Annotated in this window: 20 protein-coding genes; 7 read left to right on the top strand and 13 right to left on the bottom strand. The window is 58.7% G+C overall.

Translation table 11 applies throughout. The annotated features are described in order from the left end of the window. Nucleotides 1–152: 152 nt before the first annotated feature. The 8 genes from ACYZT9_RS10875 to ACYZT9_RS10910 all read right to left on the bottom strand — a co-directional run bounded on the left by ACYZT9_RS10875 (nucleotide 153) and on the right by ACYZT9_RS10910 (nucleotide 9,139). Nucleotides 153–914 carry a secretin N-terminal domain-containing protein gene (locus ACYZT9_RS10875; protein ID WP_462009784.1) on the bottom strand — a complete coding sequence of 254 codons (762 nt, stop codon included), beginning with the start codon at nucleotides 912–914 and terminating at the stop codon, nucleotides 153–155. A 346-nt stretch (nucleotides 915–1,260) separates the two neighbouring features. Then, nucleotides 1,261–1,686, bottom strand: a complete 426-nt coding sequence (locus ACYZT9_RS10880; protein WP_462009785.1) for a GNAT family N-acetyltransferase — start codon at nucleotides 1,684–1,686, stop codon at nucleotides 1,261–1,263. Next, complete coding sequence (locus tag ACYZT9_RS10885) at nucleotides 1,679–2,848, bottom strand: ribosomal protein uL16 3-hydroxylase (protein WP_462009786.1); 1,170 nt, start codon at nucleotides 2,846–2,848, stop codon at nucleotides 1,679–1,681. The genes ACYZT9_RS10880 and ACYZT9_RS10885 overlap by 8 nt, the downstream gene beginning before the upstream one ends. 86 nt (nucleotides 2,849–2,934) lie before the next feature. Then, nucleotides 2,935–4,305 carry an adenylosuccinate lyase gene (purB, locus tag ACYZT9_RS10890; RefSeq protein WP_008032719.1) on the bottom strand — a complete coding sequence of 457 codons (1,371 nt, stop codon included), beginning with the start codon at nucleotides 4,303–4,305 and terminating at the stop codon, nucleotides 2,935–2,937. A gap of 127 nt (nucleotides 4,306–4,432) precedes the next feature. After that, complete coding sequence (gene hflD / locus ACYZT9_RS10895; RefSeq protein ID WP_017339598.1) at nucleotides 4,433–5,056, bottom strand: high frequency lysogenization protein HflD; 624 nt, start codon at nucleotides 5,054–5,056, stop codon at nucleotides 4,433–4,435. Continuing rightward, complete coding sequence (mnmA, locus tag ACYZT9_RS10900; RefSeq protein WP_462009787.1) at nucleotides 5,053–6,198, bottom strand: tRNA 2-thiouridine(34) synthase MnmA; 1,146 nt, start codon at nucleotides 6,196–6,198, stop codon at nucleotides 5,053–5,055. Before mnmA ends, hflD begins: the two co-directional genes overlap by 4 nt. A gap of 59 nt (nucleotides 6,199–6,257) precedes the next feature. Then, entirely contained in the window at nucleotides 6,258–6,704 is a 447-nt protein-coding gene (locus ACYZT9_RS10905) for an NUDIX hydrolase (RefSeq protein WP_462009788.1), read from the bottom strand. A gap of 209 nt (nucleotides 6,705–6,913) precedes the next feature. Then, nucleotides 6,914–9,139, bottom strand: coding sequence for an NADP-dependent isocitrate dehydrogenase (locus tag ACYZT9_RS10910; protein WP_462009789.1), 2,226 nt, complete (start codon nucleotides 9,137–9,139; stop codon nucleotides 6,914–6,916). 506 nt (nucleotides 9,140–9,645) lie between these two features. Here ACYZT9_RS10910 and icd point away from each other — a divergent pair. After that, complete coding sequence (icd, locus tag ACYZT9_RS10915; RefSeq protein ID WP_462009790.1) at nucleotides 9,646–10,902, top strand: NADP-dependent isocitrate dehydrogenase; 1,257 nt, start codon at nucleotides 9,646–9,648, stop codon at nucleotides 10,900–10,902. A 59-nt stretch (nucleotides 10,903–10,961) separates the two neighbouring features. Here icd and ACYZT9_RS10920 read toward each other — a convergent pair whose 3' ends face one another. Then, nucleotides 10,962–11,243: a cold shock domain-containing protein gene (locus ACYZT9_RS10920; protein ID WP_462009791.1), complete on the bottom strand. Its 282-nt coding sequence runs from the start codon at nucleotides 11,241–11,243 to the stop codon at nucleotides 10,962–10,964. A 225-nt stretch (nucleotides 11,244–11,468) separates the two neighbouring features. Between ACYZT9_RS10920 and clpS the strand changes: the two genes are divergently transcribed. Together clpS and clpA are read left to right on the top strand one after the other, a co-directional pair. Continuing rightward, entirely contained in the window at nucleotides 11,469–11,852 is a 384-nt protein-coding gene (gene clpS, locus ACYZT9_RS10925; protein WP_034146919.1) for an ATP-dependent Clp protease adapter ClpS, read from the top strand. Nucleotides 11,853–11,882: 30 nt separating this feature from the next. After that, on the top strand, nucleotides 11,883–14,153 hold the full coding sequence (gene clpA, locus ACYZT9_RS10930; RefSeq protein WP_462009792.1) for an ATP-dependent Clp protease ATP-binding subunit ClpA: 2,271 nt from the start codon (nucleotides 11,883–11,885) through the stop codon (nucleotides 14,151–14,153). Between the two features lie 140 nt (nucleotides 14,154–14,293). On the opposite strand, the gene infA is transcribed toward clpA, so the two are convergent. From infA to trxB, 4 genes are all read right to left on the bottom strand, one after another. Beyond that, nucleotides 14,294–14,512, bottom strand: a complete 219-nt coding sequence (gene infA / locus ACYZT9_RS10935) for a translation initiation factor IF-1 (RefSeq protein ID WP_002553999.1) — start codon at nucleotides 14,510–14,512, stop codon at nucleotides 14,294–14,296. Nucleotides 14,513–14,612: 100 nt separating this feature from the next. After that, nucleotides 14,613–15,320 carry an arginyltransferase gene (locus ACYZT9_RS10940; RefSeq protein WP_462009793.1) on the bottom strand — a complete coding sequence of 236 codons (708 nt, stop codon included), beginning with the start codon at nucleotides 15,318–15,320 and terminating at the stop codon, nucleotides 14,613–14,615. Nucleotides 15,321–15,376: 56 nt separating this feature from the next. Beyond that, nucleotides 15,377–16,057, bottom strand: a complete 681-nt coding sequence (gene aat / locus ACYZT9_RS10945; RefSeq protein WP_462009794.1) for a leucyl/phenylalanyl-tRNA--protein transferase — start codon at nucleotides 16,055–16,057, stop codon at nucleotides 15,377–15,379. Nucleotides 16,058–16,120: 63 nt separating this feature from the next. Beyond that, nucleotides 16,121–17,080, bottom strand: a complete 960-nt coding sequence (gene trxB, locus ACYZT9_RS10950) for a thioredoxin-disulfide reductase (RefSeq protein ID WP_462009795.1) — start codon at nucleotides 17,078–17,080, stop codon at nucleotides 16,121–16,123. Nucleotides 17,081–17,376: 296 nt separating this feature from the next. Here trxB and ACYZT9_RS10955 point away from each other — a divergent pair, with 296 nt between their 5' ends. The 4 genes from ACYZT9_RS10955 to crcB all read left to right on the top strand — a co-directional run bounded on the left by ACYZT9_RS10955 (nucleotide 17,377) and on the right by crcB (nucleotide 22,317). Continuing rightward, the gene (locus tag ACYZT9_RS10955) at nucleotides 17,377–19,785 is read left to right on the top strand and encodes a DNA translocase FtsK (RefSeq protein ID WP_462009796.1); all 2,409 of its coding nucleotides are present in this window, start codon (nucleotides 17,377–17,379) and stop codon (nucleotides 19,783–19,785) included. Between the two features lie 60 nt (nucleotides 19,786–19,845). After that, on the top strand, nucleotides 19,846–20,469 hold the full coding sequence (gene lolA, locus ACYZT9_RS10960; RefSeq protein ID WP_462009797.1) for an outer membrane lipoprotein chaperone LolA: 624 nt from the start codon (nucleotides 19,846–19,848) through the stop codon (nucleotides 20,467–20,469). A gap of 151 nt (nucleotides 20,470–20,620) precedes the next feature. Then, nucleotides 20,621–21,943: a replication-associated recombination protein A gene (locus ACYZT9_RS10965; protein ID WP_010458909.1), complete on the top strand. Its 1,323-nt coding sequence runs from the start codon at nucleotides 20,621–20,623 to the stop codon at nucleotides 21,941–21,943. Then, nucleotides 21,943–22,317: a fluoride efflux transporter CrcB gene (crcB, locus tag ACYZT9_RS10970; RefSeq protein WP_462009798.1), complete on the top strand. Its 375-nt coding sequence runs from the start codon at nucleotides 21,943–21,945 to the stop codon at nucleotides 22,315–22,317. The genes ACYZT9_RS10965 and crcB overlap by 1 nt, the downstream gene beginning before the upstream one ends. Nucleotide 22,318: the final 1 nt, after the last annotated feature.

The following is a 22,318-nucleotide window of genomic DNA, read 5'->3' on the forward strand; positions in this document are numbered from 1 at the left end:
GCATCGCTTCGAAGGCCCTTGCCAGGGCCCCTGATTAGCGGGAGCGAGGCCATCATGCCCTTGCTTTTTTGGCTCGTCAAACGTTTTGTAGTGCTTTTTTTCAAGCACTACATCTTTGGTCTAATACGACTAATCAGTCAGTTTTCGGTGGTTTAGTCCAGAGTATCGACTTTCACCCGCAGGGTCATGTCATCCCGGCCCTGAGTCGAGTAGCTGCGGGTAAGGCCCTGTTTGTCAGCCTGAGTCTGGTGATTCGCGCCGGCCAGGGTGATCCATTCGCCGAGGCGTCCGGTGACGGTTGTGTCGGTGCTTTGCACGTTCACTACATCGGGACGTTCCTGGCTCACGCGGTCACGGTTGGTACTGATCGACAGGTGAACGATGTCGCCGGTGACGCTGGCGGTGACGTAGAAACCCTGGGTGACGTTGCGGTATTCGGTCTGGCTGCGCGGATCGCCGTAGGAATCGGTTTGCGTGCTGGTCAGCGGCACGCTCTGGCCAACCTGGATCAACGCAGGTGTGCCTTCGCTGGTCTGGACTTGCTGGATGCCGCCGTCACGGCTTTCGGTGCCGCGATTGATGATTCGGGTCTGGCTCGGTTTGGCGCCATTTACCGAGTAGCCCTGGTCGCCCTGGAAGTTGTTTTCGTTGGTGTCGACGGTGATGAGCAGGCGTTTTGGCTGGGTGTCGAGTTGTGCGACAAGGGCTTTAAGTTCGTCGATCTTGCGCTGATCGGCATTCACGATCAGCTGGTTGCCGTAAGCGCTGACCTGTCCATCCTTGCCGATGAAATCCTGGGCCATTGGCAGCATGTCGGCACTGGTGTGGTAATTCAGTGGCACGATCTCGGTGGCAGCCATGACCGAAAAACTGCAGGTCAGCAGCAGCGTGATGAGCAGGGTGCTTAGTGACATTTGCGTTATCTCCGACTTCTTGATGTCTTGATATGTAGGAGCGAGCTTGCTCGCGATGGGCGTAAGAGCACCGCGGGGTGTCAGGCTTAGGCAATCATCGTTGACGTCCATCGCGAGCAAGCTCGCTCCTACAGGTTTTGAGTTTGCCAGTTTGTCGGCCCGACGTGGGGCAAGTTGAATCGTAGACAGCAAAACGCCCCGGCATCCGAGGATGGCGGGGCGTTCTGTGGTGTTTCTGGCATGCATTTGTGGCGAGGGAGCTTGCTCCCGCTGGGCTGCGCAGCAGCCCTAATAATTTTGGGGCCGCTTCGCAACCCAGCGGGAGCAAGCTCCCTCGCCACAGGTCTCAAGCCGAATGCCGCACCATGTCCACATGTGGAATCCCGGCTTCCAGGAACTCCTCGCTGACCAGGCTGAAGCCCAAGCGCTCATAAAACGCCGTCGCCTGCACCTGCGCGCTTAACATCTGCTGCTTCAGTCCGCGCTTCTCGGCTTCGCCGATCACCGCTTGCATCAGCGCATCGCCCACCTTCAAGCCGCGCCAGTCCTTCAGTACCGACACCCGGCCGATATCCCCGTCGGGCAACAGGCGGGCGGTACCAATCGGAAAGTCGCCTTCAAAGGCCAGAAAATGCACCGCTGTCGCATCATCGGCATCCCATTCCAGTTCAGGCGGAACGGATTGCTCGGCGATGAACACCGTCTCACGAATGCGCCGGATCTCGGCGTTGTCCTTTTGCCAGTCTGCGACACGTACGTGAATTTTATTCATCGGCAAATCCCAGGCTTCCTTGCTTGATCAGTTCGCACAGCAGGCCTCGACCGTCTTCGTCGTTCAGCCATTCGCCGAGGTTGTCGACGTGCAGCGCATCAGCGGCGCAAATCATCTTCAGCAGGTCGCGCAGTTTGCCCGGCAGGTAGCGGCTCTGGCCGCTGGCGAATAGCAGCAGGTCGTCATCGACTTCGGACCAGGCCAGGCGCGCGCTCGGGTTGCGAATCAGCACGGCGCCTTGCTCAAGACTGGCGAGCAGGTCGTCTTCTTCGATTTCTTCCGGGCCGACCACCAGCTCCGGGTAGCGCGGTTCAGTCATGTACTGGCCGAACCAGGTCAACAGCAAACGCTCGTCGCTCATGTGCTCGGCCAGCAGGCTTTTCAAGCGATCAAGGGCGTCGTGCTGGATCTGATGCGGATCGACCGCCGGCAGGGCATCGGCGTCGGTGTAACGCTCTTCGTCCGGCAGGAACTGGCTGAGGAAGTCGGTGAAGTGGGTCAGCACTTCAGCGGCGCTCGGTGCGCGGAAACCAACCGAATAGGTCAGGCAGTCATCGACGGCCACGCCCCAATGCGCCAGGCGCGGTGGCAAATAGAGCATGTCGCCGGGCTCCAGAACCCACTCTTCTGTAGCGTCGAAATCAGCGAGGATGCGCAGGTCCGCGTGTTGCAGCAGCGGGCTCTCGGCGTTGCACATCTGGCCGATTTTCCAGTTGCGCTTGCCGTGACCCTGCAACAGGAACACATCGTAGTTATCGAAGTGCGGACCGACGCTGCCACCCGGAGCGGCGAAGCTGATCATTACGTCGTCGACGCGCCAGCTCGGCAGAAAACGGAAGTGTTCCAGCAGTTCGCTGACTTCCGGCACGAACTGGTCAACGGCTTGAACCAGCAAAGTCCACTCGGTTTCTGGCAGCTTGCTGAACTCGTCTTCGGCAAACGGGCCGCGGCGCAATTCCCAAGGGCGCTCTCCGTGCTCGACCAGCAGGCGCGATTCGACTTCTTCTTCCAGCGCCAGGCCGGCCAGTTCGTCGGCGTCGATCGGGCTTTCGAAATCAGGAATCGCCTGACGGATCAGCAGCGGTTTTTTCTGCCAGTAGTCACGCAGGAATTCGCGCGCTGTAATGCCGCCGAGAAGTTGAAGAGGAATGTCAGGATTCATGTGTAACCTATTGAAAAAAAGTACTTTTCAGACGGGAATAAAAACGCCCGGCGCTGCCGGGCGTCTCAAACGGGTAAAACGGTCGATCAGATGCGCTTGGCTTGCTCTACAGCGTTGCCGATGTAGTTCGCCGGGGTGAGCAACTTCAGCTCGGCCTTGGCGGCGGCAGGCATGTCCAGGCCGTCGATGAAAGTTTGCAGCGCTTCAGGGCTGATGCCCTTGCCACGGGTCAGCTCTTTCAGCTTCTCGTACGGGTTTTCGATGTTGTAGCGACGCATCACGGTCTGGATCGGTTCGGCCAATACTTCCCAGCAGGCGTCGAGGTCAGCAGCGATCTTCTGAGCATTGAGCTCCAGTTTGCTGATGCCTTTGAGGCTGGCTTCGTACGCGATCACGCTGTGGGCGAAGCCGACACCGAGGTTGCGCAGGACGGTGGAGTCCGTCAGGTCGCGCTGCCAGCGGGAGATAGGCAGTTTGCTCGCCAGGTGCTGGAACAGTGCGTTGGCGATGCCCAGGTTGCCTTCGGAGTTTTCGAAGTCGATCGGGTTGACCTTGTGTGGCATTGTCGACGAACCGATTTCGCCAGCGATGGTGCGCTGTTTGAAATAACCCAGGGAAATGTAGCCCCAGATGTCGCGGTCGAAGTCGATCAGGATCGTGTTGAAGCGGGCGATCGCGTCGAACAGTTCGGCAATGTAGTCGTGCGGTTCGATCTGCGTGGTGTACGGGTTGAAGCCCAGGCCCAGCTCGTCTTCGATGAAGGCGCGGGCGTTGGCTTCCCAGTCGATCTCAGGGTAGGCCGAGAGGTGAGCGTTGTAGTTGCCGACAGCGCCGTTGATCTTGCCCAGCAGCGGAACGGCGGCGACCTGAGCGATTTGACGCTCCAGACGGTAAACCACGTTCGCCAGCTCTTTGCCCAGGGTGGTCGGTGAAGCCGGTTGACCGTGGGTGCGCGACAGCATCGGTACGTCAGCGAAACGGATCGCCAGCTCGCGGATGGCTTCGGCGGTCTGGCGCATCAGCGGCAACATCACATCATCGCGGCCTTCGCGCAGCATCAGGGCGTGGGACAGGTTGTTGATGTCCTCGCTGGTGCAGGCAAAGTGGATGAATTCGCTGACGGCGGCCAGTTCCGGCAGCTTGGCCGCTTGCTCTTTAAGCAGGTATTCGATGGCTTTGACGTCATGGTTGGTGGTGCGCTCGATCTCTTTGACGCGCTCGGCGTGCTCCAGAGAGAAGTTTTCCGCCAGGGTGTTCAGAACCGCGTTGGCTTCGGCGGAGAACGCCGGCACTTCGCTGATGGCAGGGTGAGCGGCCAGGCGCTGGAGCCAGCGCACTTCAACCAGAACGCGAGCACGGATCAGACCGTATTCGCTGAAAATTGGGCGCAGGGCCTGGGTTTTGCCGGCGTAGCGGCCGTCAACAGGGGAAACCGCAGTGAGCGAAGAAAGCTGCATGGGGTGTTCTCGGACAGTCGGGCAACGAAATGGGGCGCGTATCATACATGAAAAAATCCGCCGGTCTGTTGCCAACTGACCAGCGTATTACGCGTTACTGACTACAAAGCGGTGTTGCGGGCGCGGTTCAGCTGCTGCGCATCAGCGGGTAAAGCTCTTTGAGCAACTTGCGACGGCTGACCACCAACTGCCAGCGATGACCGCCCAACTGCCGCCACAGGCGCGCCGAACGAATCCCCGCCAGCAATAGCGCGCGGATCTTCGAGGCGTTGCTGGGTTGCTGCAGATTGCGCATGTCGCCGTGGACCTGAATCCGTTGGCGCAAGGTACTCAGCGTGTCCTGATACAACGCACCGCACGCTGCGATTACGTTTTCGTGCGCGGGGCCGAAATGTTCCACCTGGGATTGAATCTGCGGCAGGCGCTTGCCGATCACGTCGAGCATATCGCCGCGTTTGGCCAGTTGACGCTCCAGCCCTAGCATCGCCAAGGCGTAACGCAGGGGTTCGCGCTGAAGGGTGCTTGGGTCGCGTTCAAGGGCGCCGATCAGTGCGCGATAACCTTCGCGCAGATTGATATCGTCGCCGCCGTAAACTTCCAGCGTGTCCTTGGGGTCGCGAATCAGCAGGCTGCCGAGCATGCAGGTCAGGCCGGCTTCGGTGGTCTGGCCGGTCTTGGCAATCTTGTCGACCAGCACGGCAGCGAGAAACACGCCGCCCAGCGCCGTCAGTTGTTCCTGAGTCGGGCTCATGGCTGCTCGCCTTGAAGAGTGCCTTTGCTGGTCCACGGTTCCGCGACTTCGATCACGCCGCCGCCGAGGCAGATTTCCCCGTCATAGAACACCACGGATTGACCCGGAGTGACCGCGCGTTGCGGGTCATCGAAGGTCGCGCGGTAGCCGGTGGCGGTTTTCTCCAGCGTGCACGGCTGGTCGCTTTGGCGGTAACGCACCTTGGCGGTCAGCTGGCGCGGTTCGCTCAGGTCGATCGGGTTGACCCAATAGATGTCCGAGGCGAGCAGGGCGCGGGAGAACAGGTAAGGGTGGTCGTTGCCCTGGCCAACGATCAGCTCGTTGTGTTCCAGGTCTTTGATCAGCACATACCACGGCTCGTCGCCGGCGTCTTTCAAGCCGCCGATGCCCAGGCCCTGACGCTGGCCGATGGTGTGGTACATCAAGCCGTGGTGGCGGCCGATCACTTCACCTTCGGTGGTCTTGATCTCGCCGGGCTGGGCCGGCAGGTATTGCTTGAGGAAATCGCTGAAGCGCCGCTCGCCGATAAAACAGATGCCGGTGGAATCCTTTTTCTTCGCGGTAGCCAGTTCGTATTTTTCGGCAATCGCGCGCACTTCGGGTTTTTCCAGCTCGCCGACCGGGAACAGCGTCTTGGCGATCTGCTCGCCGCCGACGGCGTGCAGGAAGTAGCTCTGGTCCTTGTTCGCGTCCAGGCCCTTGAGCAGCTCGGTGCGGCCATCGACGTCGCGGCGGCGCACGTAGTGACCGGTGGCAATCAGGTCGGCGCCAAGCACCATGGCGTAATCGAGGAACGCCTTGAACTTGATCTCGCGGTTGCACAGGATGTCCGGGTTTGGCGTGCGACCAGCCTTGTACTCGGCCAGGAAGTGCTCGAACACGTTGTCCCAATACTCGGCGGCGAAGTTGGCGGTATGCAGCTTGATGCCGATCCTGTCGCACACGGCTTGGGCGTCCGCCAGGTCATCCATGGCGGTGCAGTATTCCGTTCCATCGTCTTCTTCCCAGTTCTTCATGAACAGGCCTTCCACCTCATAACCCTGCTCGATCAGCAGGAGAGCGGAAACGGAAGAGTCCACGCCGCCGGACATACCGACAATGACGCGCTTCTTTTGTGTGTCAGAAGGGGCTGGATCACGCATAGGGATTCAATGAGTGTCTTGAAAAAGGACGCGATTCTAGCAGGCCGCAGCCCACAAGGCTAAAGAGAAGGGCGGATCAGTTCGAGACCGAAGTGGTTGCCGTCCAGATAATCATCGATACAGCGGATGATCAACTCACTGCGCCAGTTTGCGCGTTGTGCCAGCAGTTCGTCACGCGTCAGCCATTTTGCGCCGACGATGCCGTCGTCCAGTTGATAGTCCGGGTGGTGCTTGAGCGGTTTTGCGCTGAAGCAGACTCGCTGATACGTCACGCCGTTGCTCGGGGCGGTGTAGAGGTAAATGCCCACCACGCCGGTCGGTTTGACGTCCCAACCGGTTTCTTCAAGTGTTTCGCGCACGGCGGCGTCGATCAGGGTTTCATTCGGGTCGAGATGGCCGGCGGGCTGATTGAGTACCGTTCGTCCGTGTTTGGTTTCTTCGACCATCAGGAAGCGACCGTTGTCTTCGACAATGGTGGCGACGGTGATGTGGGGTAGCCAATCCATGAAGCGTCCTCGGTTCTGAATGTTGAAACACAATTCCTGTGGGAGCGAGCTTGCTCGCGAAAGCGGTGGGTCAGTCAATATCAGTGTTGAATGATAAACCGCTATCGCGAGCAAGCTCGCTCCCACATTTGTCAGGTGTTCACATTGAAATGTGCGCCACAAACAAAAACCCCGGCACTGGGCCGGGGCTTCTTTGCATCCTTACAACCTTAAACCAGCGCAGCGATCGCAGCGTTGAAAGTATTGCTCGGGCGCATGGCTTTGCTGATCAGCTCGGCATTGGCGTGGTAGTAACCGCCGATGTCCACGGGCTTGCCCTGAACAGCGTTGAGCTCGGCAACGATGGTTGCTTCGTTCTCGGTCAGGGTTTTGGCCAGTTCACCGAACTGCGCTTGCAGTGCAGCGTCTTCGGTCTGGGCGGCCAGGGCTTGAGCCCAGTACAGCGCCAGGTAGAAGTGGCTGCCGCGGTTGTCGATGTTGCCGACTTTGCGCGATGGCGACTTGTTGTTGTCCAGGAACTGGCCGGTGGCCCGATCCAGGGTCTTGGCCAGCACCAGCGCCTTGGGGTTGTCGTACGTCACACCCAAGTGCTCGAGGGAGGCGGCCAGAGCCAGGAACTCGCCCAGGGAATCCCAGCGCAGGAAGTTTTCTTCCAGCAGTTGCTGAACGTGCTTCGGTGCCGAACCGCCAGCGCCGGTTTCGAACAGACCGCCGCCATTCATCAGCGGAACGATCGACAGCATCTTGGCGCTGGTGCCCAGCTCCATGATCGGGAACAGGTCAGTCAGGTAATCGCGCAGTACGTTGCCGGTCACCGAGATGGTGTCCTTGCCTTCGCGAGTGCGGCCCAGGGTGAACGCCATGGCGTCAACCGGCGACATGATGCGGATATCCAGACCGGAAGTGTCGTGATCCTTCAGGTACGCCTGAACTTTCTCGATCACTACGCCGTCGTGGGCGCGCATCGGGTCCAGCCAGAAAATCGCTGGAGTGTTGCTTGCGCGAGCGCGGTTGACGGCCAGTTTGACCCAATCCTGGATCGGCGCGTCTTTGGTCTGGCACATGCGGAAGATGTCGCCGGCTTCAACCGACTGTTCCAGCAACACAGCGCCTTTGCTGTCAGTCACGCGGACAACGCCGTTGGCCTTGATCTGGAAAGTCTTGTCGTGCGAGCCGTACTCTTCGGCTTTTTTCGCCATCAGGCCAACGTTTGGCACGCTGCCCATGGTGGTTGGATCGAAGGCGCCGTGCTGCTTGCAGTCTTCGATCACCGCCTGGTAAATGGTGGCGTAGCAACGATCCGGGATCACAGCCTTGGTGTCGTGCAACTGACCGTCAGTGCCCCACATTTTGCCGGAGTCACGGATCATCGCCGGCATCGAGGCGTCGACGATGACGTCGCTCGGCACGTGCAGGTTGGTGATGCCTTTGTCGGAGTTGACCATGGCCAACGACGGACGGACGGCGTACACCGCCTGGATGTCCGCTTCGATCTGCGCTTGTTGCTCGGCAGGCAAAGCCTTGATGCGAGCGTACAGGTCGCCGATGCCGTTGTTCAGGTTGAAGCCGATCTGGGCCAGCACGTCAGCGTGCTTGGCCAGTGCGTCTTTATAGAACTCGGCAACGATCTGGCCGAACATGATCGGGTCGGAGACCTTCATCATGGTGGCTTTCAGGTGAACCGACAGCAGAACGCCCTTGGCTTTGGCGTCTTCGATCTCGGCAGCGATGAAGCTGCGCAGAGCGTTTTTGCTCATAACCGCGCAATCGAGGATCTCACCGGCTTGCACGGTGGTCTTTTCTTTCAGGACGGTGGTGGTGCCGTCTTGAGCGATCAGTTCGATTTTGACGGCGTCAGCGGCGTCGATCAGGGCGGCTTTTTCGCTGCCGTAGAAATCGCCGGTGCTCATGTGCGCGACGTGGGACTTGGAGTCCGCAGCCCAGGCGCCCATTTTGTGCGGATGCTTGCGGGCGTAGTTCTTGACCGACAACGGCGCGCGACGATCGGAGTTGCCTTCGCGCAAAACCGGGTTCACGGCGCTGCCCTTGATCTTGTCGTAACGCGCCTTGGCTTCTTTGTCGGCGTCGCTGGTCACGGTTTCCGGGTAGTCCGGCAGTGCGAAGCCCTGGGCTTGCAGCTCTTTGATCGCGGCCTGCAGTTGCGGAACCGAAGCGCTGATGTTCGGCAGCTTGATGATGTTGGCTTCAGGCGTAACGGCCAGGTCACCCAGTTCGGCGAGGTGGTCGGCTACGGCTTTGTCACCCAATTGCTCGGGGAAGCTGGCCAGAATGCGCCCTGCAAGAGAGATATCGCGGGTTTCAACGGCGATATCAGCCGAGGCAGTGAACGCCTCTACGATAGGCAGCAGTGAATAGGTGGCGAGGGCGGGAGCTTCGTCGGTGAAGGTATAGATGATCTTCGAGCGGGTGGGCATATTCGGATTAACTCTCTCTTCTTTGCTAAAGCGTGCGCAGAAACTCGAGGGGCGCCGGGTAAGCGCGTTCGTTCAAAGTCATCCATGAGCCGAATGTCGAGATTTCGTTGCGGTGATGTTGGGTGCATCAGTCGAGCGTCAAGCGGGTGGACTGCGGTAACAGTCCTGCTTTCAGGCCCGAAGTCTCGGCTACTTATTCAGTTGCAGGAGAGGTCGGCCGTGGTGACTCTGTGGTCAGCGGGCGGCATTATACATAGGTAGCTGGCAATCTGCCGATGGTTCATATGCAACGAATCTCGTCCATTGGTCTAAAGGTCGCAGGGGAGCGTGGGGCGTAGAGTCTTGCACCGTGCTTGAGTTTGGCGCTTTTCCCTTTGCTTTCAGGCTTGTACGTCGCGAACTGAGCAGCTTTGCGGCAGATGGATGGAACATAGGGTTTGCGTGCCGATTTAACTGGGGTACGCTCGAACGAAGCCAGATGTTCAATCCAAACAATGGAGTTCAGCATGGGATACAAGAAGATTCAGGTTCCAGCCGTCGGCGACAAAATCACCGTCAACGCGGACCATTCTCTCAATGTTCCTGACAACCCGATCATCCCCTTCATCGAAGGTGATGGTATTGGCGTTGATATCAGCCCGGTCATGATCAAGGTTGTCGATGCTGCTGTTAAGAAGGCTTACGGCGGCGAGCGCAAAATTTCCTGGATGGAAGTCTACGCCGGGGAGAAAGCGACTCAGGTTTACGATCAGGACACCTGGCTGCCTCAGGAAACCCTGGACGCAGTGAAGGATTACGTGGTTTCCATCAAGGGCCCTCTGACCACGCCGGTCGGCGGCGGCATTCGTTCCCTGAACGTGGCCCTGCGTCAGCAACTCGACCTGTACGTCTGTCTGCGCCCGGTGCGTTGGTTCGAAGGCGTGCCGAGCCCGGTCAAGAAACCAGGCGACGTCGACATGACGATCTTCCGCGAAAACTCGGAAGATATTTATGCCGGTATCGAATGGAAGGCCGGTTCGCCGGAAGCCACCAAGGTCATCAAGTTTCTTAAAGAAGAAATGGGCGTCACCAAGATCCGTTTCGACGAAAACTGCGGTATCGGCGTCAAGCCGGTTTCGCTGGAAGGCACCAAGCGTCTGGCGCGCAAGGCTCTGCAGTATGTGGTCGACAACGACCGCGATTCGCTGACCATCGTGCACAAAGGCAACATCATGAAGTTCACCGAAGGTGCCTTCAAGGAATGGGCCTACGAAGTGGCGGCTGAGGAATTCGGCGCGACCCTGCTCGACGGCGGTCCGTGGATGCAGTTCAAAAACCCGAAAACCGGCAAGAACGTCATCGTCAAGGACGCCATCGCCGACGCCATGCTCCAGCAAATCCTGCTGCGCCCGGCCGAATACGATGTCATCGCGACCCTGAACCTGAACGGCGACTACCTCTCTGACGCCTTGGCGGCGGAAGTGGGCGGTATCGGTATCGCACCGGGCGCCAACCTGTCCGACACCGTGGCGATGTTCGAAGCTACCCACGGTACTGCACCGAAGTACGCCGGCAAGGACCAGGTCAACCCGGGCTCGTTGATCCTGTCCGCCGAAATGATGCTGCGTCACATGGGCTGGACCGAAGCGGCCGACCTGATCATCAAGGGCACCAACGGCGCGATCTCCGCGAAGACCGTGACCTATGACTTCGAACGTCTGATGGAGGGCGCGAAACTGCTGTCTTCTTCTGCGTTTGGTGATGCGCTGATTTCGCACATGTAAGCGGATTGGCACAAAAAACCGCCTTCGGGCGGTTTTTTAATGACTGAATGACGGCCGCGTCAGCTCGATACGGTGTCCTGCTGGATAGCGGGCGATGCAGGTGCGTTTTCGGCCGGGGCAGACATGATCTTCACCGCATGCAGACCTTTGGGGCCCTGGACGATATCGAAGCTTACGATTTGGCCAGCCTTGAGGGTCTTGTACCCGTCCATCTCAATGGCCGAATAATGGGCAAAGAAGTCGATAGCTTTACCATCCTCGTCGGTACCTTCTCTGGCATCGGTGTTAATGAAACCGAATCCCTTGGCATTGTTGAACCATTTCACCTTACCGACTGCCATGCTCATATCCCTCTGCATCTGACTCCATCACTGGAGTATCATCCAGTACATCCGCAGTCGAATCCTGTAAATAAGATTGACTCCGCGGACCTTTTTTACCCACTGTGGGCTCTATTGGTTGTAACACCGTTTTGCCGATAGTCAAGGTGACCAGGCAGTCGGTGTTGAAATCGTTCATAACCGTCCCCACTACTGTATTTGCACAACTGACGAACCTTTCTTTCCATGCATGCAATCAGCCAGATTCGACTAACATTCAATCAGGATCGCCCGACTCTCCAAAAAGACCACCCGGAGGAACACGACGACGATTCCGCAGGCATTGCTGTTCAGGAGGCCAAGCCTGCTTTACAGGCGCCGCCGATGTACAAGGTGGTTTTGTTCAATGATGACTACACACCGATGGATTTCGTCGTCGAAGTGCTCGAGGTGTTTTTTAACCTGAATCGCGAGCTGGCGACCAAGGTCATGCTGGCCGTCCACACAGAAGGGCGGGCAGTATGTGGAGTGTTTACCCGCGACATCGCCGAGACGAAGGCCATGCAGGTCAACCAGTACGCCAGGGAAAGCCAGCATCCGCTACTCTGTGAAATCGAGAAGGACGGTTAATCGCCGACCACTTGGGTATGAGGTGAAGCTATGTTAAACCGCGAGCTCGAAGTCACCCTCAATCTTGCCTTCAAGGAGGCCCGTTCGAAGCGTCATGAGTTCATGACCGTCGAGCACCTTCTGCTGGCCCTATTGGATAATGAGGCTGCCGCTACCGTTTTGCGTGCCTGCGGCGCAAACCTCGACAAACTCAAGCATGATCTGCAGGAGTTCATCGACTCCACTACGCCGTTGATTCCCGTCCATGACGAGGATCGCGAGACCCAGCCAACCCTGGGCTTCCAGCGTGTCCTGCAGCGTGCTGTTTTCCACGTACAGAGCTCGGGCAAACGCGAAGTGACTGGCGCCAACGTGCTGGTTGCGATCTTTAGTGAGCAAGAGAGTCAGGCAGTGTTCCTGCTGAAACAGCAGAGCGTTGCGCGCATCGATGTCGTCAACTACATCGCCCACGGCATTTCCAAAGTGCCAGGGCATGGCGATCACTCTGAAGGTGAGCAAGATATGCAGGACGACGAGGGCGGTGAGTCTTCTTCTTCAGGCAATCCTCTGGATGCTTATGCCAGTAACCTCAACGAACTCGCGCGCCAGGGTCGTATCGATCCGCTGGTCGGCCGTGAGCTCGAAGTCGAGCGTGTCGCGCAGATCCTGGCGCGTCGGCGCAAAAACAATCCGCTGCTGGTGGGCGAGGCGGGCGTGGGTAAAACCGCGATTGCCGAAGGCCTGGCCAAGCGCATTGTCGACAACCAGGTGCCGGACCTTCTGGCCAACAGCGTGGTGTATTCCCTCGATCTGGGTGCCTTGCTGGCCGGGACCAAATACCGCGGCGATTTCGAGAAGCGCTTCAAGGCGTTGCTCAATGAACTGAAAAAACGTCCGCAGGCGATCCTGTTCATCGACGAAATCCACACCATCATCGGTGCGGGTGCCGCATCCGGTGGCGTCATGGATGCCTCGAACCTGCTCAAGCCGCTGCTGTCGTCCGGTGATATCCGTTGCATCGGTTCGACCACTTTCCAGGAATTCCGCGGGATCTTCGAGAAGGACCGTGCCCTGGCACGACGCTTCCAGAAGGTCGATGTGTCGGAGCCTTCGGTGGAAGACACCATCGGTATCCTGCGCGGCCTGAAAGGACGCTTCGAGCTTCATCACAATATCGAATACAGCGATGAAGCCCTGCGCGCCGCTGCCGAACTGGCCTCGCGCTATATCAATGACCGGCACATGCCGGACAAGGCGATCGACGTCATCGACGAGGCGGGCGCCTACCAGCGTCTGCAACCGATCGAGAAACGCGTGAAGCGCATCGAGGTGCCTCAGGTCGAGGACATCGTTGCGAAAATCGCGCGGATTCCGCCTAAGCACGTCACCAGCTCCGATAAAGAGTTGCTGCGTAACCTTGAGCGTGACCTGAAGCTGACGGTGTTTGGTCAGGATGCCGCCATCGACTCGCTGTCGACCGCGATCAAACTGTCCCGTGCCGGCCTCAAGTCGCCTGACAAACCTGTCGGTTCGTTCCTGTTCGCAGGCCCGACCGGTGTCGGTAAAACCGAAGCGGCGCGTCAGTTGGCGAAGGCCTTGGGCATCGAGCTGGTTCGCTTCGACATGTCCGAGTACATGGAGCGCCACACCGTATCGCGTCTGATTGGTGCGCCTCCTGGCTATGTCGGGTTTGATCAGGGCGGTCTGCTGACCGAAGCCATCACCAAGCAGCCACATTGCGTGCTGTTGCTCGATGAAATCGAGAAGGCGCATCCGGAAGTCTTCAACTTGCTGCTGCAAGTCATGGATCACGGTACGCTGACCGATAACAACGGGCGCAAGGCGGACTTCCGTAACGTGATCGTCATCATGACGACCAACGCCGGCGCCGAAACCGCAGCGCGTGCTTCGATCGGTTTCACCCATCAGGACCACTCGTCCGATGCGATGGAAGTGATCAAGAAGAGCTTCACGCCGGAGTTCCGCAACCGTCTGGACACCATTATCCAGTTTGGTCGCCTCAGTCACGAGGTCATCAAAAGCGTGGTGGACAAGTTCCTTACCGAGCTTCAGGCGCAGCTGGAAGACAAGCGTGTGCAGCTAGAGGTGACGGATGCGGCTCGCAGCTGGTTGGCGGCGGGTGGCTATGATTCGGCAATGGGCGCTCGGCCGATGGCGCGTTTGATACAGGACAAGATCAAGCGTCCGCTGGCGGAAGAGATTCTCTTTGGCGAACTGGCTGATCATGGTGGTGTGGTCCATATCGATCTCAAGGATAGTGAATTGACCTTTGAGTTTGAGACCACGGCTGAAATGGCCTGACGTTAACCGCAACAAAGCAAAAGGCGCCGAAAGGCGCCTTTTTGCTGTCTGGAGAACACCGTGGACCAAGTGTGGGTGCAGTGGAAATCCCAGACAAACAAAAACGCCCGGCAAAAGCCGGGCGTTTTGTATTGACCTGATTAGCGAGCGCGGTAGGTGATGCGCCCTTTGCTCAAGTCATAGGGCGTCAGCTCGACGCGCACTTTGTCACCGGTAAGAATACGAATGTAGTTCTTGCGCATCTTGCCGGAGATATGCGCGGTTACGACGTGCCCATTTTCCAACTCCACACGAAACATGGTGTTGGGCAGGGTGTCGACGACAGTGCCTTCCATTTCGAAGCTGTCTTCTTTCGACATGCAGTAAAGCCCTCGGTGTCCAATGAATGGCCCGGTGCAACTGCGCCAGGCAAAAGCGGCGTGCATTGTGCCCGAAAAATGGGGTTTAAGCCAAGGGGTTCTAGTTCAGGATGACCCAGCGCTGATTAATCAGCAGTTCGATGGGGCGATATTGGGTCTTGTAACTCATCTTTTTGCAGTTTTTGATCCAGTAGCCCAGATAGACCGCCTCCAGCCGCAGCCGTTTGGCCTCGGCGATTTGCCAGAGGATCGCGTAGCGCCCCAGGCTGCGTCGTTCTTCAGAGGGTTCGTAGAAGGTGTAGACCGCCGACAGACCGTTCGGCAGCAAGTCGGTAACGGCCACCGCCAACAGTTGGCCACCCAGGCGAAACTCGTAAAAACGGGAAAACGGCAAGTCACGCACCAGGAAGGTCGAGAACTGGTCACGACTGGGCGGATACATGTCGCCATCGGCATGCCGCTGTTCGATGTAGCGCTGATACAGGTCGAAGTATTCTTCGCTGAATTTGGGTTTGGCGGGGCGTATCTGCAAGTCGGCGTTGCGCTTGAAAATGCGTTTCTGCTGACGGTTGGGCGAAAATTGCGCCACGGGAATGCGCGCCGGTACACACGCATTGCAATTCTGACAATGAGGCCGGTAAAGATGATCGCCGCTGCGACGAAAACCCATTTCAGACAGGTCTGCGTAGACATGCACATCCATGGGCTGACTAGGGTCGAGAAACAGCGTCGTGGCCTGCTCCTCGGGCAGATAGCTGCAAGAGTGGGGCTGAGTGGCATAAAACTTCAAGCGCGCCAACTCGGTCATGATCAACCCTCGGTATAAGCTTTTGATTAAGTGTAAGCCACGCGAGTCAAAGTCGCTCAGCTAACCCAGGTGGCACGGCTGGGTTGATCCAGATACTGCGCAAGGTAGCGCGCAAACTCGCGGCGAGGAATGGCCCGCGCGCCCAGGCTGTGCAGATGGTCGGTGGGCATCTGGCAATCGATCAGTACGAAACCCGAGTCTTTCAGATGTTTGACCAGGGTGGCAAAGCCAAATTTGGAGGCATTGTCGGCGCGGCTGAACATGGATTCGCCGAAAAACAGCTGACCCATCGCTAATCCATAAAGCCCCCCGACCAGTTCACCCTGGTCCCACACTTCAACCGAATGCGCGTAGCCACGCTGGTGCAGCGCGAGGTAGGCGTTCTGCATCGCTTCGGTGATCCAGGTCCCGTCGGCGTAATCCCGGGGTGCAGCGCACGCGCGAATGACCGCGGGAAAATCCTGATCAAAGGTCACTTGATAGCGTTGCTGGCGCAGAAGCTTGTTCAGGCTGCGCGAGACATGCAGTTCGTCGGGAAACAGCACGGTGCGCGGATCCGGCGACCACCAGAGAATCGGCTGGCCTTCCGAGAACCACGGAAAGCAGCCGTGGCGATAAGCCTGAATCAGACGATCGGCGGACAGATCGCCGCCCGCAGCCAGCAATCCATTGGGATCGCGCATGGCTTTTTCCAGTGGCGGGAACGTTAGCGTGTTGCGTTGTAACCAAGTCAGCATGGCATCCGGGCTTACAGAAGGGGAGGGCAGTGGTGGGCGGTAAGCCCACCGTGAAGTTTGCCGTCAAACGGTCGGAATGTCGTCGAGGTATTTCTCGGCGTCCAGTGCTGCCATGCAACCGGCCCCGGCGGAGGTGACGGCCTGGCGATAAACGTGATCGGCCACATCGCCGGCGGCGAACACGCCGGGGATCTCGGTGGCTGTGGCATCGCCTTCGCTGCCGCCTCTGACCTTCAGATAGCCATCGCGCATGCTCAATTGGCCGATAAACAGGTCAGTGTTGGGTTTGTGACCGATGGCGATGAACACGCCGGCCAGCGGCAGCTCACTGGTTTCACCGGTATGGCTGTCGCGCAGGCGGGCTCCGGTCACGCCGCTGGCGTCGCCCAGGACTTCATCAAGTTGCTGGTTCCAGCGCAGGCGGATATTGCCGTTGGCCGCCTTGTCGAAGAGTTTGTCCTGAAGGATTTTTTCCGAGCGCAACTTATCGCGACGATGGATCAGGTGAACTTCCTTGGCAATGTTGGACAAATACAACGCTTCTTCAACCGCCGTATTGCCGCCACCGACCACCGCGACTACCTGATTGCGATAGAAGAACCCGTCACATGTCGCGCACGCCGAAACCCCTCTGCCGGCAAAGGCCTCTTCCGAGGGCAGGCCCAAATACTGCGCCGAAGCACCGGTGGCGATAATCAATGCATCGCACGTGTAAGTGCCGCTGTCGCCGGTAAGTTCAAACGGGCGCTGTTGCAACTTGGCAGTATGGATGTGGTCGTAAACGATCTCAGTGTCAAAGCGCTCGGCGTGTTTTTGCATGCGTTCCATCAGCACCGGACCGGTCAGGCCTTCGACGTCTCCCGGCCAGTTATCGACTTCGACGGTGGTGGTGAGCTGGCCACCTGCCTGTATGCCGGTAACGAGCACGGGTTTGAGGTTGGCGCGAGCGGCATAAACCGCTGCGCTGTAACCGGCAGGGCCGGAACCCAGAATGATCAGGCGACAATGCTTGGATTCACTCATAAAAACACCTCATAAGCCTTTGTCACAAAAGAGAATGCGTGCTCAAATTGAATCGTATGAAACGGGCTGTTGGCTATGCTGCATCCAAGGGTTTCAAGCATGGCATCGGGCGAACAAACCCGTACAATGCCCGCTTGTAACAAAATAAGCAGTGCGCACCGTGTTTATAAAAACCGGGGTCCAGTGTTAAAAGTAGTCCCAGTTGCGCCTGTTAACTTTTTTACCTGCCTGGATTGGGCAGTTTTTTATAGTCATTCAACAGATGGACGCGCCATAGGCGCAGGAAAAGAAGCGTTTTGAAGAAATCCACCGCAGCACCTAAACCAGCCGTCGTTCCACTCTGGCGCCAGCATCTGCACTACCGGCTCAAGGAAGGTGCATTGATCGCCATCGGCGGCTTGTGCCTGTTCCTGATGATGGCCTTGTTGACCTACGGCAAGGATGATCCGGGCTGGAGCCATAACAGCAAGATCGACGATGTTCAAAACTTCGGCGGACCGGTCGGCTCCTACAGCGCCGACATCCTGTTCATGGTGCTGGGTTACTTCGCCTACATCTTCCCGCTGTTGCTGGCGATCAAGGCCTGGCAGATCTTCCGTCAACGCCACGAACCGTGGCAGTGGAGCGGCTGGCTGTTCTCCTGGCGCCTGATCGGTCTGGTGTTTCTGGTGCTGTCGGGCGCGGCGCTCGCGCATATTCATTTCCACGCGGCGACCGGTCTGCCGGCCGGTGCAGGCGGTGCGTTGGGCGAAAGCCTTGGCGACCTGGCCCGGAATGCGCTGAACATCCAGGGCAGCACCTTGCTGTTCATCGCACTGTTCCTGTTCGGCCTGACGGTGTTCACCGACCTGTCATGGTTTAAGGTGATGGACGTCACCGGCAAGATCACCCTTGACCTGTTCGAACTGTTCCAGGGCGCGGCCAATCGCTGGTGGGTCGCCCGTGTCGAGCGCAAGCAACTGGTTGCGCAGTTGCGTGAAGTCGACGATCGCGTGCATGACGTGGTGGCGCCGACCGTCACCGACAAACGCGAGCAGGCAAAGGTCAAGGAACGCCTGATCGAGCGCGAGCAGGCGCTGAGCAAGCATATGTCGGACCGCGAGAAGCAGGTGCCGCCGGTGATTGCCCCCGCGCCACCGAAACCCGCCGCGCCGAGCCAACGCGTGGAAAAAGAGAAACAGGCGCCGCTGTTCGTCGACAGCGCCGTCGAAGGCACCTTGCCACCGATCTCGATTCTCGATCCCGCAGAAAAGAAACAACTCAATTACTCGCCTGAATCCCTGGCCGCCGTCGGCCATCTGCTGGAAATCAAGCTCAAGGAGTTTGGCGTCGAAGTTTCGGTGGATTCGATTCATCCGGGGCCGGTGATTACCCGCTACGAAATCCAGCCTGCCGCCGGGGTCAAAGTCAGCCGCATCTCCAACCTGGCGAAGGACCTGGCGCGTTCCCTCGCCGTGACCAGTGTGCGGGTGGTGGAAGTGATTCCGGGCAAGACCACCGTCGGTATCGAGATTCCTAACGAAGACCGCCAGATCGTGCGCTTTTCCGAAGTGCTGTCGACCCCTGAGTATGACAACTTCAAATCCCCGGTCACTTTGGCCTTGGGCCACGACATCGGCGGCAAGCCGGTCATCACCGACCTCGCCAAAATGCCGCACTTGCTGGTGGCCGGTACGACCGGTTCCGGTAAGTCGGTAGGTGTGAACGCGATGATCCTGTCGATCCTGTTCAAGTCCGGCCCGGAAGACGCCAAGCTGATCATGATCGACCCGAAAATGCTTGAGCTGTCGATCTACGAAGGCATTCCGCACTTGCTCTGCCCGGTCGTGACCGACATGAAGGATGCGGCCAACGCGCTGCGCTGGAGCGTGGCGGAGATGGAGCGTCGCTACAAACTGATGGCGAAGATGGGTGTACGCAACCTGTCCGGCTTCAACGCCAAGGTCAAGGAAGCCCAGGATGCCGGCACGCCGCTGACCGATCCGCTGTACAAGCGCGAAAGCATTCACGACGAAGCGCCGCTGCTGACCAAGCTGCCGACCATCGTCGTGGTCGTCGACGAATTTGCCGACATGATGATGATCGTCGGCAAGAAGGTTGAGGAACTGATCGCCCGTATCGCCCAGAAGGCCCGTGCCGCCGGTATCCACTTGATCCTCGCGACCCAGCGTCCGTCGGTTGACGTGATTACTGGTCTGATCAAGGCAAACATCCCGACGCGCATGGCGTTCCAGGTGTCGAGCAAGATTGACTCCCGGACCATCATCGACCAGGGCGGTGCCGAGCAACTGCTGGGCCACGGTGACATGCTGTACATGCCGCCGGGCACCAGTCTGCCGATCCGCGTTCACGGTGCGTTCGTGTCCGATGACGAGGTTCACCGGGTGGTTGAAGCCTGGAAACTGCGCGGTGCGCCGGAATACAACGACGACATCCTGGCCGGTGTCGAAGAGGCCGGCAGCGGCTTTGAGAATGGCGGCGGTGGCGGGGACGACGATGCCGAAACCGATGCGCTTTACGACGAAGCGGTGCAGTTCGTACTGGAAAGCCGTCGTGCATCCATCTCCGCGGTTCAGCGCAAGCTGAAAATCGGCTACAACCGCGCCGCACGCATGATCGAAGCCATGGAAATGGCCGGGGTCGTGACGTCCATGAATACTAACGGTTCGCGTGAAGTCCTGGCACCTGGCCCGGTACGCGACTGATTTGCTTGAAAGGGTGGCGAGAACGCTGCCCCAACTCCCACGAATGTTATGAGGACTCCCATGCGTCTTATCCGCATGCTGTTGCTGCCGGTACTGGCTTTGACCACGCTCTCGGCCCACGCCGATGACAAGGACGTGGCGCGTCTGACCCAACTGCTGGAAAAATCCCAGACCCTGACCGCACGCTTCTCGCAGCTGACCCTCGACGGCAGCGGCACTCAGTTGCAGGAAACCGCCGGTCAAATGTCTTTACAGCGTCCTGGCCTGTTCTACTGGCACACCGATGCGCCGGCCGAGCAAGTCGTGGTCTCCGACGGCAAGAAAGTGACACTGTGGGACCCTGACCTGGAACAGGCCACCATCAAGACGCTCGACCTGCGTCTGAGCCAGACCCCGGCGTTACTGCTGTCCGGTGACGTGTCCAAGATCAGCCAGAGCTTCGATATCAGCGCCAAGGAAGCCGGTGGCGTGATCGACTTCACCTTGAAGCCGAAATCCAAAGACACCTTGTTCGACAGCCTGCGTCTGTCGTTCCGCAATGGCCTGGTCAATGACATGCAACTGATCGACAGCGTCGGTCAGCGCACCAACATCCTGTTTACCGGCGTGAAGGCCAACGAACCGATTCCGGCGTCCAAATTCAAGTTCGACATCCCGAAGGGCGCCGATGTGATCCAGGAGTAAACAGCAGAACCCTTGTAGGAGCGAGCTTGCTCGCGAAAAACCTGAGCACGCCGCGGGGTATCAGGTTTGCCGCGTTATCGTTGACGACCATCGCGAGCAAGCTCGCTCCTACAGGGGCCGTGATGGTCACAGTGAGGTTTCATAAGTAGTGATGGACCTGTTTCGCAGTGCCCCGATTGCTCAGCCTTTGGCCGCCCGTTTGCGCGCGGCCAATCTGGACGAGTACGTCGGTCAGGAACACCTGCTCGCTCGCGGCAAGCCTTTGCGCGAAGCGCTCGAGCAGGGTGCCCTGCACTCGATGATTTTCTGGGGCCCGCCGGGCGTGGGCAAAACCACCCTGGCGCGGTTGCTGGCGGAAGTCTCGGATGCGCACTTTGAAACGGTCTCTGCAGTGTTGGCGGGCGTGAAGGAAATCCGTCAGGCGGTGGAAATCGCCAAGCAACAGGCCGGTCAGTACGGCAAGCGCACCATCCTGTTCGTCGATGAAGTTCATCGTTTCAACAAGTCGCAGCAGGATGCATTTCTGCCGTACGTTGAAGACGGCACGCTGATTTTCATCGGCGCGACCACCGAAAACCCCTCGTTCGAACTCAATAACGCCTTGCTCTCCCGAGCCCGCGTCTATGTACTCAAAAGCCTCGACGAAGCGGCACTGCGCAAATTGGTGCACCGGGCCCTGACCGAAGAACGTGGCCTGGGCAAACGGCAACTGACCCTCAGCGATGAAGGTTTCCAAATGCTGTTGTCAGCCGCTGACGGCGATGGCCGGCGCTTGCTCAACCTGCTGGAAAACGCCTCGGACCTCGCCGAAGACAACAGCGAGATCGGCATCGACCTTTTGCAAAGTCTGCTCGGCGACACCCGCCGGCGTTTCGACAAAGGCGGCGAAGCGTTCTATGACCAGATTTCCGCGCTGCATAAATCGGTGCGCGGCTCCAATCCCGATGGCGCGTTGTACTGGTTCGCGCGGATGATCGATGGCGGCTGCGATCCGCTGTACCTGGCCCGCCGCGTGGTGCGCATGGCCAGCGAGGACATTGGCAACGCCGATCCGCGCGCGCTGAGCCTGTGCCTGGCAGCGTGGGAAGTGCAGGAGCGTCTCGGCAGCCCGGAAGGCGAGTTGGCGGTGGCCCAGGCCATCACTTATTTGGCTTGCGCGCCGAAAAGCAACGCGGTGTACATGGGTTTCAAAGCGGCGATGCGCAGCGCCACCGAACACGGTTCGCTGGAAGTGCCGCTGCACTTGCGCAATGCGCCGACCAAACTGATGAAGCAACTCGGTTATGGCGACGAATACCGTTATGCCCACGATGAACCGGACGCCTACGCTGCCGGCGAAGACTACTTTCCCGAAGAGCTTGAACCGCAGCCGTTCTATCAGCCGGTGCCTCGCGGCCTGGAATTGAAGATCGGCGAGAAGCTCAATCACCTCGCACAACTGGATCGCCTCAGTCCTCGGCAGCGGAGAAAATAGTGCTTCCATTGATCGTTGCGGTTTCCGTCGGCGGGATTGCCGGCACCTTGTTGCGCTTCGCCACCGGAAATTGGATCAACGCTAATTGGCCGCGGCACTTCTATACCGCGACGCTCGCCGTTAATATCGTGGGCTGTTTGCTGATCGGCGTTCTGTACGGTCTGTTTTTGATACGCCCGGAAGTACCGATCGAGGTGCGTGCCGGGTTGATGGTTGGCTTCCTCGGGGGGCTGACGACTTTTTCATCCTTTTCACTGGATACCTTGCGCCTGCTCGAAAGCGGGCAGGTGCCGCTGGCCTTGGGCTATGCTGCGCTCAGCGTATTCGGCGGGCTGCTCGCCACCTGGGCTGGCCTGTCCTTGACCAAACTTTGAT

The organism is Pseudomonas sp. ZT5P21, assembly GCF_054897785.1.